The following is a 16,286-nucleotide window of genomic DNA, read 5'->3' on the forward strand; positions in this document are numbered from 1 at the left end:
ACCAGTGCCTATCCGATTACGCCCAATACGTTAATAATGATTAACCATGGTGCGTTTGGAATCATCGGAAGGGGCGGAATCGCCTTCAGAACGGGCGCAAACAGCCCTTGACGCCGTCCCCCGGATGGCGCCATGGTGGAACCATGAACGGCCACCTCGCCATCTGCAGCATTTGCCGCGAGATTATTAGCTAGCGATTCGCTGGCTGAGGCCGTCTTTTCTCACATCGAGATCACGTGACGCCCCGGCCACAAGGGACGGGTATTCCATGCAATTGCGTCTGTACGATACGTTGACCCGGGAAAAGCGGCCCTTCGTGCCGCTCGATCCCAACAATGTGCGCATGTATGTCTGCGGGCCGACGGTCTATGACTTCGCCCATATCGGCAACGCGCGCCCGGTGATCGTCTTCGACGTGCTGTTCCGCTTGCTGCGGCACGTCTATGGCGAGAACCGCGTCAAATATGTCCGGAACGTCACCGACGTCGACGACAAGATCAACGACCGCGCTGCGCGGGATTATCCCGGCCTGCCGCTGAACGAGGCGATCCGCAAGGTCACCGAGCAGACGGAGCGCCAGTTTCACGAGGACGTCGACGCGCTCGGCGCGTTGCGCCCCACCGTCGAGCCGCGCGCGACCGAGCACATCGCGGAGATGCGGGTGCTGATCGAGAAGCTGGTCACAGATGGTTTTGCCTATGTCGCCGAAGACCACGTGCTGTTCTCGCCGCAGGCGATGAACGCCGCCAACGGCGTGCTGCCGCGTTACGGCGCGCTCGCCAACCGCTCGCTGGACGAGATGATCGCGGGCGCCCGCGTCGATGTTGCCCCCTACAAGCGCGACAACACCGATTTCGTGCTGTGGAAGCCGTCCAAGCCCGGCGAGCCGTCGTGGCCGTCGCCGTCAGGCATCGCAGCGCCGGGACGTCCGGGCTGGCATATCGAATGCTCGGCGATGGCCTGGAAGCATCTCGGCGAGCAGTTCGACATCCATGGCGGCGGCATCGACCTCGTGTTCCCGCATCATGAGAACGAGCTCGCGCAAAGCTGCTGCGCCTTCCACGAAGCGCGTATGGCGAACACCTGGATGCACAACGGCTTCCTGCAGGTCGAAGGCGAGAAGATGTCGAAGTCGCTCGGCAACTTCGTCACGATCAGGGAGTTGCTGGCGGATTGGCCGGGCGAAGTGCTGCGCCTGAACATGCTCAAGACGCACTATCGCTCGCCGATCGACTGGACGCTGAAGGGATTGGAAGAAAGCGCCAGGACGCTCGACGACTGGTACGCCGTGGCAGCAGATGCCGTGGGCGATCGGCCGGCTGAGGGCGTGGTCGAGGCATTGTCCGACGATCTCAACACGGCGCAGACGATCACGGCGCTGCACGGATTGCGGAATGCGGCTGTGAGCGATGGAGAGGCGCGCGGCACTTTTGCGGCATCGCTCCGCTTCCTGGGCTTCCTCGGCCAGAGTGCCGCGGAATGGAAGGGCCGCAAGCAGCAGGCGAGTGGCATCGATCCGAAATGGGTTGAAGGCCTGATCTTGGATCGTGCGGCCGCACGTGCGCGGAAGGATTTCAAGGAGTCCGATCGCATCCGCGACGAGCTTGCGGCCAAGGGCGTCGTGCTGAAAGACGGCAAGGGGGCCGACGGCAAACCCGTGACCACATGGGAGTTGGCATGATGGCACAGGCACTCCCACAACCCGGACTGCGACCGTTCCTGCCGGCGGATACGCCGATGCTGGCGGCGATCTTCGTGGCCGCGATCCAGGAACTGACCGGCGACGACTACGGCGAGACGCAGCAGGAAGCCTGGGCAGCCGTGGCTGATGACGAGGTGGCCTTCGGCAAGAAGCTCGCCGGGGAGTTGACGCTGATCGCAACCATCCAGAATTCGCCGGTCGGCTTTGCTTCGCTGAAGAACAACAACCAGATCGACATGCTCTACGTGCATCCGAGCGTGGCCGGGCAGGGCGTCGGCGCGATGCTGTGCGACGCGCTGGAAAAGCTCGCCGGCGCGCGCGGCACCAAGACGCTTTCGGTCGATGCCAGCGACAACGCGCTCGATTTCTTCCGCAAGCGCGGCTACGTCGCCAAGCAGCGCAACAGCGTGAGTATTGAGGGCGAGTGGCTCGCCAACACCACGATGCAGAAGACGCTGGCGAATGGCACTGCCGCGGGAGGTACGCCGTGAGCCGCGAACGTCTCTATCTCTTCGACACCACCCTGCGCGACGGCGCGCAGACCAATGGCGTCGATTTCACCTTGCAGGACAAGCAGGTGATTGCGCAAATGCTGGACGAACTCGGCATCGACTATGTCGAGGGCGGTTATCCCGGCGCCAACCCGACCGACACCGAATTCTTCTCGGCAAAGCCGAAATTCGACCATGCACGCTTCACCGCCTTCGGCATGACGCGGCGTCCAGGCCGCTCGGCGTCCAACGATCCCGGGTTGGCGACGATCCTGGAGGCGAAGGCGGACGCGATCTGCTTCGTCGCGAAATCGAGCGCCTATCAGGTGCGCGTCGCGCTGGAGACCACGAACGAGGAGAACCTCGCTTCGATCCGTGACAGCGTCGCCGCGGCGACGGCTGCCGGGCGCGAGGTGATGGTCGATTGCGAGCATTTCTTCGACGGCTACAAGGAGAATGCCGAGTTCGCGCTGGCGTGCGCCAAGGCCGCCTATGAGGCCGGCGCGCGCTGGGTGGTGTTGTGCGACACCAATGGCGGCACCATGCCACATGAGATCGAAACCATCGTCGGCGACGTCGTGCGCCACATCCCCGGCAGCCATCTCGGCATCCACGCCCATAACGATACCGAGCAGGCGGTGGCGAACTCGCTTGCGGCGGTGCGCGCCGGCGTGCGCCAGATCCAGGGCACGCTGAACGGGTTAGGGGAGCGCTGCGGCAACGCCAATCTCTGCTCGCTGATCCCGACGCTCAGGCTGAAGAAGGAGTTCTCCGAGAAGCTTGAGATCGGCGTTACGCCAGAGAAGATGACGACGCTGATGAAGGTGTCGCGCACGCTCGACGACATGCTCAACCGCGCGCCCAACCGGCACGCGGCTTATGTCGGCGAAAGCGCCTTCGTCACCAAGACCGGCATCCATGCGTCCGCCGTGCTGAAGGACCCTCAGACCTACGAGCACGTGCCGCCGGAATCCGTCGGCAATCACCGCAAGGTGCTGGTGTCGGACCAGGCCGGACGCTCCAACGTCATCGCCGAGCTCGACCGGGCCGGCATTCCCTACGAGAAGAACGATCCGAAGCTGACGCGGCTCGTCGCCGAGCTGAAGGAGCGCGAGGCCGCGGGCTTCGCCTATGAATCCGCCAACGCCTCGTTCGAGCTGCTGGCGCGCCGTACGCTCGGAAAGGTGCCGGAATATTTCAAGGTCGAGCAGTTCGACGTCAATGTCGAGCAGCGCGACAATGCGCTCGGCCAGCGCGTCACGGTCGCGCTCGCGGTAGTGAAGGTCAACGTCGCCGGCGAGCGGCTGATCTCGGCCGCCGAAGGCAACGGCCCCGTCAACGCGCTCGACGTCGCCTTGCGCAAGGACCTCGGCAAGTATCAGAAATATATCGAGGGATTGAAGCTGATCGATTACCGCGTGCGTATCCTCAATGGAGGCACCGAGGCAGTGACGCGCGTGTTGATCGAGAGTGAAGACGAGACCGGCGAAAGCTGGACCACGGTCGGCGTGTCGCCGAACATCATCGATGCTTCGTTCCAGGCGTTGATGGATTCGGTATTCTACAAACTGGTGAAGTCAGGCGCGACGGGGTGAGGGGCGCGGCGACGCATCGGCAAACACCGTCATTGCGAGCGCAGCGAAGCAATCCATCTCTCCACGCGTGGAAGCATGGATTGCTTCGTCGCTTCGCTCCTCGCATGACGGTGAACCTGGGGTGAGGGTAACGCATGATCGACCATCTCTCTGTCGGTGTCAGCGATCTCGAACGTTCCGCGCGCTTCTATGAAGCAACGTTCGCACCGCTTGGCCTCTCGCGCCTGGTCACGCGTCCGGCCACGATCGGGTTCGGCAAGAGCTATCCCGAATTCTGGATCAACCTGCGCGCCGGGATGAAGCCGGTCGCGTCTGATACGGGCAGTCACATCTGCCTGCGGGCGAAATCAACCGCCGAGGTCGATGCCTTCCATGCCGCGGCCCTGAGTGCCGGCGGCCGTTCCGACGGCGCGCCTGGGCTGCGCCCGCACGACCGTGTCAGATACTACGCGGCGTTCGTCACCGATCCCGACGGCAACCGCATCGAGGCGGTGACGTTTCCGAGCGAGTGAACCTCTTCGTTGGAGCATGATCTCCGCGCAAACGCTTCGCGTTTGTCGCGAGGGAAAACCGGTTTCCACTTTTCCGGATCATGCTCTTACAGTCGCCGCGCCACGTCCGGCGCGAGTTCCTTGCCGGCCTCGGGCGCGCGCGCGGCAGCGGCGCGCAGGCGCGGCACGATGTCCTCGACGCGGTCGGCCGTCAGCACCTCGAGCGGCAGCGTCGGGCGGATGAAGGCCGTCGAGCGCATATGATCGAGCAGCGCGAGCAGCGGCTCCCAGAAGCCGTCGATATTGGCGAGCAGCACCGGCTTGGTGTGCCGGCCGAGCTGCTGCCAAGTGAGCTGCTCGACCAGCTCTTCCAGCGTGCCGATGCCGCCGGGCAGCGCCACGAAGGCATCCGAGCGCTCGAACATCAGCCGCTTGCGCTCGTGCATGTCGGGTGTGACGATCATCTCCTGGACGCGGGTGAGCGCGTTCTCGCGGGCGCGGAGAAAATCCGGGATGATGCCGGTGACCTTGCCGCCATGGTCGAGCGTGGAGGTCGCGACCGCGCCCATCAGTCCGATCGAGCCGCCGCCATAGACGAGGCGGATATCACTCTCGGCAAAGATCCTTCCGAGCGCGTTGGCTGCTTCGACAAAGCTGGGGCTGGTGCCGGGGCCGGAGCCACAATAGACGCAGACGGTTTTGATCTGGTTCATAGGTCTGATTTGGTTCATCCGCTCATGTGGCACTGCAACGAAAAAAACGTCAAGCCCGGCATTTCACGTGTCGTGGCGTAAAAGTGGCGTAAATCGCTGAAAATCGTGAAAGATCCACTCCATGAGGGTTTCCGCGAGGTCAAAATCCCCTATATGACGGGCACAATGCGGATCCATGCAAATCACGTGACAGCGAACCGGCGCGCCGTCCTGACGTCGGCGATGGCTTAATGTCGTCCCAACCCCAACTGCGCCTGAACGATATGTCATCTGCCGACGCAAACAGAGCCGAGAAGGCTACCCTGGTCGGTACGCTCGCGCATCTGTGGCCCTATATCTGGCCTGGCGACCGCACTGATCTGAAGATGCGCGTAGCGTGGTCGATGGTGCTTCTGCTCGTCGCCAAGCTCGCGACGCTGTCGGTGCCCTTCACCTTCAAATGGGCGATCGACGCGCTGAACGGCACGCCCAGCGCGCCGGTGCAATCGTCGAACTGGACGATGTGGCTGATCGCTTCGCCGCTCCTGTTGACGGCTGGGTACGGCGCGGTGCGTGTCCTGATGGCGGTGCTGACGCAATGGCGCGACGGCATCTTTGCTCGCGTCGCCATGCATGCGGTGCGGCGGCTTGCCTATCTCACCTTCGTGCACATGCACGAATTGTCGCTGCGCTTTCACCTGGAACGCAAGACCGGCGGACTGACGCGCATCCTCGAACGCGGCCGCACCGGCATCGAGACCATCGTGCGGATGGTGATCCTGCAGTTGATCCCGACGGTGGTCGAGGTTGCGCTATTGACGGCCGTGCTGCTTTGGCAGTTCGATTGGCGCTATGTCGGCGTCGTCGTGATCACTGTCGCGGCGTTCATGTACTACACCTATGTCGCGACCGAATGGCGGATCGAGATCCGCCGCAAGATGAACGACTCCGACACCGAAGCGAACACCAAGGCGATCGACTCGCTCCTCAACTACGAGACCGTGAAATATTTCGGCGCCGAGGCGCGCGAGGCCGAGCGCTACGACCGCTCGATGGAGCGCTATGAGCACGCCAGCATCAAGACCTATACGTCGCTGGCGATCCTCAACACCGGCCAGGCGATCATCTTCACCGCCGGCCTGACGGCGATCATGCTGCTGTGCGCGATCGGCATCCGCAATGGCAGCAACACGGTGGGCGATTTCGTGCTGCTCAACGCCATGATGATCCAGCTCTACCAACCGCTCAATTTCATGGGCATGGTCTATCGCGAGATCAAGCAGGCGATCATCGACATCGAGAAGATGTTCGGCGTGCTTGCGCGCAAGGCGGAGATCAAGGACGCAGCCGATGCCAAGCCGCTGGTGGTGACGGCGGGCAGCGTGCGGTTCGAGGATGTGCGGTTCGCCTACGAGCCTGATCGCCCGATCCTGAAAGGCCTCTCCTTCGAGGTGCCGGCCGGCAAGACGGTCGCGATCGTCGGCCCCTCGGGCGCCGGCAAGTCCACGATCTCGCGGCTGTTGTTCCGCCTCTACGACGTCTCCAGCGGCAGCATCCTGATCGACGGCCAGGACATCCGCAACGTCACGCAAAATTCGCTCCGGGCCTCGATCGGCATGGTGCCGCAGGACACCGTGCTGTTCAACGACACCATCCGCTACAACATCCGCTATGGCCGCTGGGATGCCGACGATGCCGAGGTGGAAGAGGCGGCGAAGCTCGCGCAGATCGATACGTTCATCCGGATGTCGCCGAAGGGCTACGAGACCCAGGTCGGCGAGCGCGGCCTGAAGCTGTCGGGCGGCGAGAAGCAGCGGGTGGCGATCGCCCGCACGGTGCTGAAAGCGCCGCCGATCCTGGTGCTGGACGAGGCGACGTCCGCGCTCGATAGCCACACCGAGCATGAGATCCAGGCTGCGCTCGAGCGGGTCTCGCGCAACCGCACCTCGCTGGTAATCGCGCACCGGCTCTCGACCATCGTCGGCGCCGACGAGATCATCGTCATCGACCAGGGCCGCATCGCCGAGCGCGGAACCCACCCCCGGCTTTTGGCGCAGGGCGGGCTTTATGCCAGTATGTGGAACCGGCAGCGCGAGGCCGAGGAGGCGCGGGAGAAGCTGGCGATGGTCGACGACGGAAGCGAGGCGCCGAACCGCGAGCCGCCGCCGGTCGACGAACCCGAGCCTGATCCCGTCGAGAAGCCCTTGCCGACGGCTGCCGAATAGGCTCCATCTCCGTCGCGAGCCTGATCCGATTAGACGGAATCGGATCATGCTCTCATCTCTTTGTTTGAGCATGATCTTTTCGGAAAACCGGTTTCCACTTTTCCGGATCATGCTCTAGGACCGGAAAACCGAGTGAGATTCGATGTCGATCGCCAATTCCATCCGCGCGCAGATTCCGCCCATTCATCCTGAGGGCTATCCGTTCATCGGCGGCTTCGCGCTGGCGAGCCTGATCCTGTTCTGGATCTGGACGCCGCTGGGCTGGATCGGGACCGTGCTGACGGTCTGGTGCGCGCTGTTCTTCCGCGATCCGGTGCGGGTGACGCCAGTGCGGGACGGGCTGGTGGTGGCGCCCGCCGACGGGCGCGTCTCGATGATCACCCAAGCCCTGCCGCCAGCCGAACTGGGGCTAGGCGACCGGCCGCTGACGCGGGTCTCGATCTTCATGAGCGTGTTCAACTGTCACGTGAACCGCAGTCCGGTTGCGGGGCGGATCGACCGGATCGCCTACCGGCCGGGCGTCTTCATCAATGCGGAGCTCGACAAGGCCAGCGAGGACAATGAGCGCAACTCGCTCGTGATCTCGACGCCCAACGGCCGCATCGGCGTGGTCCAGATCGCAGGCCTGGTGGCGCGGCGCATCGTCTCCTTCGTGCGCGAAGGCCAGTCGATCGGCGCCGGCGAACGGTTCGGCCTGATCCGGTTCGGCTCGCGGCTCGATGTCTACCTGCCCGAAGGCACCAAGCCGCTGGTATCCGAGGGCCAGACGGCGATCGCGGGCGAGACCGTTCTGGCCGATTTCCGCACCCCCGAGCCGGGGTGGACGTACCGGGCCGATTAACCATCGGCACCGCCAGTTGCGGCGCCTTGCCGCTGCAATGGCGGAGGGCGCCGGCGCTTGCTATATAATCGCGAGCCATGATGCCGATCGATTCCAAATACCCGGAACTGCGCCGCCGGCGGTTTCGCCAGATTCCGGTCCGGTTGCTGGTGCCCAATGTCATCACGCTGCTCGCGATCTGTGCCGGCCTGACCGCGATCCGCCTGTCGACCGAAGGGCGGATGGAGCTCGCGGTCGCGGCGATCGTGTTCGCTGCAGCGCTTGACGGCATCGACGGGCGCATCGCGCGCCTGATCAAGGGCCAGTCGAAATTCGGCGCCGAGCTCGACAGCCTCGCGGATTTCGTCAATTTCGGCGTGGCGCCTGGTCTGATCCTCTATTTCTGGCAACTGCACGAATTGGGCAATGGCGGCTGGATTGCGGCCATGGTGTTCGCGATCAGCGGCGGGCTGCGGCTCGCCCGCTTCAACGCCTCGATCGACGATCCAAACAAGCCGGCATTCGCGGCGAATTATTTCACCGGCGTGCCGGCGCCAGCTGGCGCCATCACGGTGTTGCTGCCGGTCTATTTGGGCTTCCTGGGCATCACTACGCCGCCGACGATGCTGACGGCCTTCTACACGCTCCTGATCGCGTTCCTGATGGTGTCGCGCCTGCCGGTGTTTTCCGGCAAGACAATGCGCATGCGGGTGCCGCCGGAAATGCTGCTGCCGGTGTTCGTGTCGGTGGTGTTCTTCATCGCGCTATTGGTCAGCTATCCCTGGCACATCCTCTCCGCGGGCTCGGTGCTCTATCTGATCAGCCTGCCATGGGGCTGGAAAACCTATCGCGACCACGCGCGCGCCGCGGAGGCGCAGGCCGCTGTGCCGGCCGGAGCCCCGACGTCGGCAACTCCGTCGCCGAGCTATCCGGGTGTCGCTGACGCCGACCACGACGACCGTCCGGCCCGTCTTAATTGAATAATGCTCGACCCTCATCCTGAGGAGCTTGCGTAGCAAGCGTCTCGAAGGATGAGGCCACAGACGGGGCCTCATGGTTCGAGACGGCGCGAAGACGCGCCTCCTCACCATGAGGGGCGGCAGTTGGCTTTCCCCCAAATATCAGCCATGAGCGGAAGCTTGGTTGGGTTCACGGCCGATCTCGGCTATAGGCATGGGCCAAGATCGTCTCGTCAAGAAGCGTCCATTTGCCAGGAGAAACGCCGTGAATAAAGCCGTCACTGCCCCGCTGCCCGCGTCCGTCCTCGAAGCCTTGGCGCGCTATGACACGCCGACGATCTGCAATGCGATGGAGATCGTCGCCCCGGAACGGCGGTTGATCGGCTACACCACTAAGCCGTTGGTCTGCCCGTTCCCGGACCTGCCGCCGATTGTCGGCTATGCCCGCACCGTGACGATCCGCTCCGTGCTGCAATCCGGTCTGCCGGCGGCCGAGCAGGCCAAGCGCCGCATCGAATATTACGAATATGTCGGCACCGGCTTTGGTCCGCGCATCGCCGTGATCCAGGATATCGATGGCGCCGATGTCGGCTATGGTGCGTTCTGGGGCGAGGTGCAGAGCAATGTCCACAAGGCGCTCGGCTGTCTCGGTGTGATCACTGACGGCTCGATCCGTGACATCCCGCAATGGGCGCCGGGCTTCCAGGCGCTCGCCGGATCGATCGGCCCGTCGCACGCCTGGGTGCATGCCGAGAGCTTCGGCGGCGAGGTGCGGGTTGCCGGCATGACCGTGCGCTCCGACGATCTTATCCATGCCGACAGCCATGGTGCGATCGTGATCCCGAACGATGTCGCCGCCAAGCTGCCGGACGCGGCCGAACTCTGCGCGCGTCGCGAGACGCCGATCCTGGAGATCGCACGCAGCCCGGACTTCTCGCTCGAGAAGCTGAAGGACGCGCTGAAGCGCTCGGCCGAGATCCACTAACTCCAATAGGTCGCGGCTCAGAGCGCCGCGACCTTGGCGACGTCGTGGGCGCCGCGAATGACCATGTCGATGGCGACATAGAGGATGACGGCGAGGCCGACATAGGCGATCCAGCGATGCTTCTGCAGCAGCCGCGCGATGAAGGTCGCGGCTGCGCCCATCAATGCGATGGAGAGGATCAGGCCGAAAATCAGCACGCTTGGGTGCTCGCGGGCCGCTCCCGCGACAGCCAGGACGTTGTCGAGCGACATCGAGACGTCGGCGATGATGATCTGCGTCGTGGCCTGGAAGAGCGTCTTCCGGGGCGCCCCGTCTGCAGACGCGCCACCGAGCTCTGCGTCGGCTTCCTCTTTCGCGGTGGCGCGCAGCTCGCGCCACATTTTCCAGCACACCCACAACAGCAGGATTCCGCCGGCAAGCAAGAGGCCGACGATCTGCATGATCTGCGTTGCCACGACGGCAAACATGATGCGCAGCACGGTCGCCGCCAGAATGCCGATCAGGATCGCCTTGCTGCGTTGCTTCTCGGGCAGGCCGGCTGCGGCAAGGCCGATCACGACGGCATTGTCGCCTGCGAGCACCAGGTCGATCAGGACGACCTGCAACAGCGCGGTGAGAAATTCAAAGCCAAGAAATTCGGACACGGGTCATGCTCCCCTTCTGGTCTGGAGAGTGACCCGGATGAGATACCGGCTTGATGGCGACGCACATCGGTGAGGGATTCACCGATACGTCCCGCGATCAATGCCGCAGATCAAAGCAGGGCCGCTCCAACTTAACTCCAGTCCGACATCGCAGCCTGTCGGCTGCCAGAGGGGCCCGGCCTGGTACGCTTTAGATCATGATCCGATGAGACGGATCATGATCTCATCTCTTTGAGTTTGAACATGATCTCTTCGGAAAACCGGTTTCCACTTTTCCGGATCATGCTCTGTTACGGTCGCGAATTCGCACGCGCGACGGCTTCTTCCTCGAAGAACAGCGCCGCCTGGTCCGGTTCGCCAAAGATTGCCGCTGCACACCCCATGAAGGTGAATGCACCGGCAAAATCCCACCACGTGACTTTCCCTGAGTTCTCCTGAGCCTTGATCAGGCGCGTCAGGATGGCGGCCACTGCGGCCTCCGCGAACAGCAGGATGCTGAACGCAGGCAGCACGAGCTCAGGTTCGAGCACGCGGATCATCAGGATGGCAGGGAACACGGTCAGGGCGCCGAACAGTGCGAACAGACCGAAAGGCTCCAGCGACGGAGCATTTCGCATGATCCAGTTTGAACTGGAGGCCAACATCGGTTCCCTTTGAATGAACGAACGCCCAATAGCAGCCGCGCAGCATCTGCTGACGAGCCAGCTATTGGCGGCAACCAATAGCAAAACACTCTTGCGCGCGGGAGGTTTCTGACCCGTGGCGCAGCGCCGCAGACGGGTGTAGTTGTCCTTCGACCGCCGTGTGGAACCCGGGCGGGCAGGGACCGGAGGTGTGCGATGGAAATGCGTGACAAAACCGTGTTCATCACCGGCTCAACCGACGGTGTCGGCCGCTACGTTGCGAAGAGGCTCGCCATCGGCGGCGCCAGCGTGCTGGTCCACGGGCGCGACAAAGCGCGCGGGGCATCGCTGATCGAAGAGATCAGGCGGGCAGGAGGCCGCGAGCCCATTTTCTATCAGGCCGACCTGTCCTCGCTTGCCGAGACGCGAAAACTCGGCGAGGCCGTGCTCGCGAACCACAAGCGGCTCGACGTATTCATCAGCAATGCCGGGATCGGCTCGCAGAACGAGGGACCGGCGCGGCAGACCAGCAGGGACGGCTATGAGCTGCGCTTCGCCGTGAACTACCTTGCGGGTTTCCTGCTCGCGCGTCTGTTGCTGCCGCTGTTGAAGGCGAGCGCGCCGTCGCGGATCGTCAATGTCGCTTCGCTCGGCCAGCATCCGATCGACTTCGACGACGTGATGATCACGAAGAACTACAGCGGCTCGCGCGCTTATGCCCAGAGCAAGCTTGCGCAGATCATGTTCACGATCGATCTCGCAGAAGAGCTGAAAGCCTCGGGCGTCACCGCAAATTCGCTGCACCCGGCAACCTATATGAACACCACGATGGTGCGCGCCGGCGGCATCACCCCGATCTCGACCGTCGAGCAGGGCGGCGAAGCGATCCTGCATCTGGTGTCGGGAGACGATGTCGCCGATGAGAGCGGGCTGTTCTTCAACGGCATGAACGAGGCCAGGGCCAATCCGCAGGCCTATGAGGCGTCCGCGCGGAGACGGCTGCGCGCGCTCAGTCTCGAACTCACGGGGCTCGATAGCGGTCACTGAGCGGCGCCGGCGATTATGGTTAGCGAAAGATTGAGACCAGCGCTGCGCTCAGGCCTGATCCGGCCACTCGGGATTTTACGGGTTCCTCTTCGGCTTAACCTTTACGGGTCTTTAATGGCGGCCACGTAGGGTTTTCCGGCGCGGTCCGGGGTTGGGTCGTGCACCGTCCAGGACAGGCGGTGTGTAGCGTACGCGTTGGAGTCTCCCATGGATATTATGACGGGCGTCGGGCTCGTGATGGGCATCATCGTGATCTCAGCGATGATGCTGATGGGCGGCGACCTGCACATGTTCATTTCCGAACATGCGATGATCATCATTTTCGGCGGATCGATCGCGGCCACGATGATCCGCTTTCCATTGGCCGCGATCCTGCATGGCCTGCCGCTGGGCGCCAAATTCGCCTTCACCATGAGCCGGCTTTCGGCGCGCGATCTCGTCGACGAACTGGCCCGGATTGCCGAGATCGCCCGCAAGCAGGGGCCGGTGGGCCTTGAAAAGGTCGAGACCAACGAGCCCTTCCTGGCCAAGGGAATCCGCTACGTCGCCGACGGCTACGACCTCGAATTCATTCGCGACAATCTCGAACGCGACCGCGACAATTTCCTGATGCATCTCGACGAGGGCAGCAAGATCTACCGCGCGATCGGCGACTGCGCGCCGGCCTTCGGCATGATCGGCACGCTGATCGGCATGGTGCAGATGTTCGCCAACATGACCGATCCCTCCAAGCTCGGCCCGTTCATGGCGACCGCGCTGCTGGCCACGCTCTATGGCGCGCTGGTTGCGAACCTGTTCTGTCTGCCGATCGCCGACAAGCTGCACGGCAAGCTCCTCGACGAGGAAACCAACCGCACCCTGATCATCGACGGCATCCTGATGATCCGCGATTCGAAGAGCCCGGCGCTGGTTCGCGAAATGCTGCTCGCCTATCTCCCGGAAAAGCACCGCGAGGGAGAGGGCGAGCCGGTCCCGGCCTGACCTTCGGCCTGGCAGCGATCCGGAGCTTCACGCGATGGCCAAGAAAAAGCGCGGCGATGCACATACCGGAGGTCACGGCTGGTTCGTGACCTTCGCCGACCTGATGGGCTTGATGATGAGCTTCTTCGTGATGCTCGTCGCCTTCTCCAGCATGGACAACAACAAGCTGAAGATCGTCGCAGGCTCGATGCGCGACGCCTTCGGCTCGCAGACCAATGTGCGCTATTCCGGTATCATCGAATCCGACGGCCTGCCGACGCGGCCGAAGTTGAAGAACGTCGAGCATATCTCGCCGGAGGAGACGTCGGACAGGCCGACGCCCGACGAGAAGGAGCGCAACCAGGAGAACGGCGCCAAGCTGCACACCGACCGCGCCTTCGCGCTCGCGTCCGCTTCGCTGCGGCAGGCGCTCCAGGACATGCCGGAATTGACCGAAATGTCCAAGCACATCATGTTCGAGGAAACCAAGGAGGGTCTCAACCTCGAGATCATTGACCAGGACGGCCGCTCGATGTTCGCCGACGGCTCCAAGGTACCTTACGACCGGACACGGCGGCTGATCCAGAAGCTCGCCGGGCCGCTTAAGGCAACGCCGCTGCGCGTATCCATCGTCGGCCACACCGCCGCCGGTTTCGTGCCGGCGCGCAGCGACTACGGAGCGTTCGACCTGTCGGCGGACCGCGCCAACGCGGTGCGCCAGATCCTGGAGCGCGAAGGGCTGCCCCCCTCGCACATCTTCGCCGTCTCGGGCAAGGCCGACAGCCAGCCGTTGTTTCCGGACGATCCTTCGCTCGCGGCAAACCGTCGCGTCACCATCACCTTGATGCGTGAGGATCCGCCGCTGCCGCCCGGCTTGAAGCCGTAATCCGCCGAATTTACTATCGGCCGCCTGTCCAGCCGGAAACCGTTACGCGCTTGTCGCGGCCGCCGCAACCGTTGACAGGGAACGCGGAAGCGTGGATAGCGGCGCCGGATCAAACTAGCAGATGGGGCGTTCCTCCCGCCATGGCTGTCAGCGTCTCATCCAGCGAGGTCCAAGAAGGGCCGGTCACGTCCAACTTCTGGGCCTTGACGCTGGGCAGTATCGGCGTGGTGTTCGGCGATATCGGTACCTCGCCGCTCTATGCGTTCCGCGAGGCAGTCGCCGGCGCGACGCATGGACAGCCGGTATCCCGAATCATCGTCCTGGGTGTGCTGTCGCTGATCCTGTGGGCGCTCTTCATTGTCGTCACGTCGAAATACGTGCTGCTGCTCCTGCGCGCCGACAACAACGGCGAGGGTGGCACGCTCTCGCTGATGGCCCTGGGGCAGCGGGCGCTGGGGCGGAGAAGCTGGCTGTTGCTGGCGCTCGGCGTGGTCGGCGCCTCGATGTTCATCGGCGATTCCATGATCACGCCGGCGATTTCCGTGCTGTCGGCGGTCGAAGGCCTCAAGCTCGCGACGCCCGCACTCCAACATTACGTAGTGCCCGTCACGATCGTCATCCTGGTCGTCTTGTTCTCGGTCCAGCGCATCGGCACCGGGCGGGTAGCTTCCGCCTTCGGGCCCGTGATGGTGGTCTGGTTCGCCACGCTCGCCGTGATGGGGCTGGTCCACATCAAGGATGACCCATCTGTACTGGCGGCGATCAATCCCTATTACGCGCTCCAGTTCCTGCTCACGCATGGCACCATCGGGCTGGTGACGCTGGGAGCGGTGTTCCTGGCCGTCACCGGCGGCGAGGCGCTTTATGCCGATCTCGGCCATTTCGGCCGCAAGCCGATCCAGTCCGGCTGGCTGTTCTTCGTGCTGCCGTCGCTTCTGCTCAATTATTTCGGGCAGGGGGCGCTGGTGCTCTCCGATCCATCCGCGATCGAGAATTCGTTCTATCGGATGGTTCCCGACTTCCTGCTGCTGCCGTTGGTGGTGCTCGCGACCGCGGCCACCGTGATCGCGAGCCAGGCCGTCATCACCGGCGCCTATTCGCTGGTCCGGCAGGCGGTGCAGCTCGGCCTGCTGCCGCGTTTCGAGGTCCGCTACACCTCGGAGTCCCATGCCGGGCAAATCTATCTGCCGCGCGTCAACCGCTTGCTGTTGGTCGGCGTTCTCTTGCTGGTACTGATGTTCCACACCTCGAGCGGACTGGCATCGGCCTACGGCATCGCCGTCTCCACCACCATGGTTGCCGACGGCATCATGGGCTTTGTGGTGATCTGGAAATTGTGGAACTGGCGCGCAGCGACCGCGGCCGCGGTGATCGTGCCGTTCGTGGTGGTCGACATGACGTTCCTGAGCGCCAATCTCCTCAAACTGTTCGAGGGCGCCTGGGTGCCGCTTTTGTTCGGCGCAGCCATGGCGGCCATGATCTGGACCTGGCGGCGCGGGACGGCCATCCTGATCGCCAAGACCCGGCGCATCGAGGTGCCGCTTGACGACCTGATCAAGAGCCTGGAGAAGCGGCCGCCGCATATCGTCAAGGGCACCGCGGTTTTCCTCACCAGCGATCCCGGCTTCGTGCCGACCGCGCTGCTGCACAATCTCAAGCACAACAAGGTGCTGCACGAGCAGAATGTCATCCTGACCATCGAGACGGCGCAGACGCCGCGCGTTGATGTTTCCGAGCGCGTCTACATGGAACGCATCAGCGACAAGTTTTCCAAGGTGCGCCTCAGGTTCGGCTTCATGGAGTCGCCGAACGTCCCGAAGGCGCTGGTGATCGCCCGCAAGCTCGGCTGGCAGTTCGATATCATGGCGACGTCATTCTTCGTGTCGCGGCGGTCTCTCAAGCCCGCGGCGCAGTCGGGCATGCCGCTGTGGCAGGATCACTTGTTCATCGCCATGAGCCGCTCCGCCAACGATGCCACCGACTATTTTCAGATTCCGACGGGGCGGGTGGTTGAGGTCGGCACCCAGGTAACTATCTGACGGGCGCACGATTGTGGCTGGTTAAACGATCGAGCTATGTGTAAAATGCATGGAGGCAGCCCATTTCTCGCCTAACCTATGCATTCGAGCGGGGATATAGGCCTGCGGCGCTGTTTCATTGTGCAGT

The 16,286-nt window shown here is 63.5% G+C and carries 15 protein-coding genes; 12 read left to right on the forward strand and 3 right to left on the reverse strand.

The features are described 5' to 3' along the window. Positions 1 to 268: 268 nt before the first annotated feature. The 4 genes from cysS to ACZIRK_RS24575 all read left to right on the forward strand — a co-directional run bounded on the left by cysS (position 269) and on the right by ACZIRK_RS24575 (position 4,300). Positions 269 to 1,681, forward strand: a complete 1,413-nt coding sequence (gene cysS, locus ACZIRK_RS24560; RefSeq protein WP_130226350.1) for a cysteine--tRNA ligase — start codon at positions 269 to 271, stop codon at positions 1,679 to 1,681. Further along, on the forward strand, positions 1,681 to 2,193 hold the full coding sequence (locus tag ACZIRK_RS24565) for a GNAT family N-acetyltransferase (protein WP_130226349.1): 513 nt from the start codon (positions 1,681 to 1,683) through the stop codon (positions 2,191 to 2,193). Before cysS ends, ACZIRK_RS24565 begins: the two co-directional genes overlap by 1 nt. Continuing rightward, entirely contained in the window at positions 2,190 to 3,788 is a 1,599-nt protein-coding gene (gene cimA, locus ACZIRK_RS24570) for a citramalate synthase (protein WP_130226348.1), read from the forward strand. Before ACZIRK_RS24565 ends, cimA begins: the two co-directional genes overlap by 4 nt. Before the next feature lie 134 nt (positions 3,789 to 3,922). Beyond that, the gene (locus ACZIRK_RS24575; RefSeq protein WP_028166513.1) at positions 3,923 to 4,300 is read left to right on the forward strand and encodes a VOC family protein; all 378 of its coding nucleotides are present in this window, start codon (positions 3,923 to 3,925) and stop codon (positions 4,298 to 4,300) included. Positions 4,301 to 4,386: 86 nt separating this feature from the next. Here the strand turns inward: ACZIRK_RS24575 and ACZIRK_RS24580 are convergent, their stop codons facing one another. Then, a complete protein-coding gene (locus tag ACZIRK_RS24580) occupies positions 4,387 to 4,992 on the reverse strand; it encodes an LOG family protein (RefSeq protein ID WP_028166512.1) in 606 nt (201 codons plus the stop codon). A gap of 230 nt (positions 4,993 to 5,222) precedes the next feature. Between ACZIRK_RS24580 and ACZIRK_RS24585 the strand changes: the two genes are divergently transcribed. The 4 genes from ACZIRK_RS24585 (at position 5,223) to ACZIRK_RS24600 (ending at position 9,960) form a co-directional block, all read left to right on the forward strand. After that, on the forward strand, positions 5,223 to 7,196 hold the full coding sequence (locus tag ACZIRK_RS24585) for an ABCB family ABC transporter ATP-binding protein/permease (RefSeq protein WP_130226347.1): 1,974 nt from the start codon (positions 5,223 to 5,225) through the stop codon (positions 7,194 to 7,196). Between the two features lie 142 nt (positions 7,197 to 7,338). Beyond that, entirely contained in the window at positions 7,339 to 8,037 is a 699-nt protein-coding gene (locus tag ACZIRK_RS24590; protein ID WP_028166510.1) for a phosphatidylserine decarboxylase, read from the forward strand. A gap of 77 nt (positions 8,038 to 8,114) precedes the next feature. Beyond that, the gene (gene pssA, locus ACZIRK_RS24595) at positions 8,115 to 8,996 is read left to right on the forward strand and encodes a CDP-diacylglycerol--serine O-phosphatidyltransferase (protein ID WP_130226346.1); all 882 of its coding nucleotides are present in this window, start codon (positions 8,115 to 8,117) and stop codon (positions 8,994 to 8,996) included. A gap of 244 nt (positions 8,997 to 9,240) precedes the next feature. After that, the gene (locus tag ACZIRK_RS24600; RefSeq protein ID WP_130226345.1) at positions 9,241 to 9,960 is read left to right on the forward strand and encodes an RraA family protein; all 720 of its coding nucleotides are present in this window, start codon (positions 9,241 to 9,243) and stop codon (positions 9,958 to 9,960) included. A gap of 17 nt (positions 9,961 to 9,977) precedes the next feature. Here ACZIRK_RS24600 and ACZIRK_RS24605 read toward each other — a convergent pair whose 3' ends face one another. Together ACZIRK_RS24605 and ACZIRK_RS24610 are read right to left on the reverse strand one after the other, a co-directional pair. Then, positions 9,978 to 10,604, reverse strand: a complete 627-nt coding sequence (locus ACZIRK_RS24605; protein WP_130226344.1) for a TerC family protein — start codon at positions 10,602 to 10,604, stop codon at positions 9,978 to 9,980. 290 nt (positions 10,605 to 10,894) lie between these two features. Continuing rightward, positions 10,895 to 11,326 carry a hypothetical protein gene (locus ACZIRK_RS24610; RefSeq protein ID WP_245474747.1) on the reverse strand — a complete coding sequence of 144 codons (432 nt, stop codon included), beginning with the start codon at positions 11,324 to 11,326 and terminating at the stop codon, positions 10,895 to 10,897. 117 nt (positions 11,327 to 11,443) lie between these two features. Here ACZIRK_RS24610 and ACZIRK_RS24615 point away from each other — a divergent pair, with 117 nt between their 5' ends. From ACZIRK_RS24615 to ACZIRK_RS24630, 4 genes are all read left to right on the forward strand, one after another. Then, on the forward strand, positions 11,444 to 12,274 hold the full coding sequence (locus ACZIRK_RS24615) for an SDR family NAD(P)-dependent oxidoreductase (protein ID WP_130226343.1): 831 nt from the start codon (positions 11,444 to 11,446) through the stop codon (positions 12,272 to 12,274). A gap of 207 nt (positions 12,275 to 12,481) precedes the next feature. Next, the gene (locus ACZIRK_RS24620; protein ID WP_028166504.1) at positions 12,482 to 13,255 is read left to right on the forward strand and encodes a motility protein A; all 774 of its coding nucleotides are present in this window, start codon (positions 12,482 to 12,484) and stop codon (positions 13,253 to 13,255) included. Positions 13,256 to 13,289: 34 nt separating this feature from the next. Then, positions 13,290 to 14,120 carry an OmpA/MotB family protein gene (locus tag ACZIRK_RS24625; protein WP_130226342.1) on the forward strand — a complete coding sequence of 277 codons (831 nt, stop codon included), beginning with the start codon at positions 13,290 to 13,292 and terminating at the stop codon, positions 14,118 to 14,120. Positions 14,121 to 14,260: 140 nt separating this feature from the next. After that, positions 14,261 to 16,159 (forward strand): potassium transporter Kup, encoded by a 1,899-nt coding sequence (locus ACZIRK_RS24630; protein WP_130226341.1) that lies wholly within the window; start codon positions 14,261 to 14,263, stop codon positions 16,157 to 16,159. The last annotated feature ends 127 nt before the right edge of the window (positions 16,160 to 16,286 follow it).

The sequence above is a fragment of the Bradyrhizobium sp. Leo114 genome, from assembly GCF_055229415.2.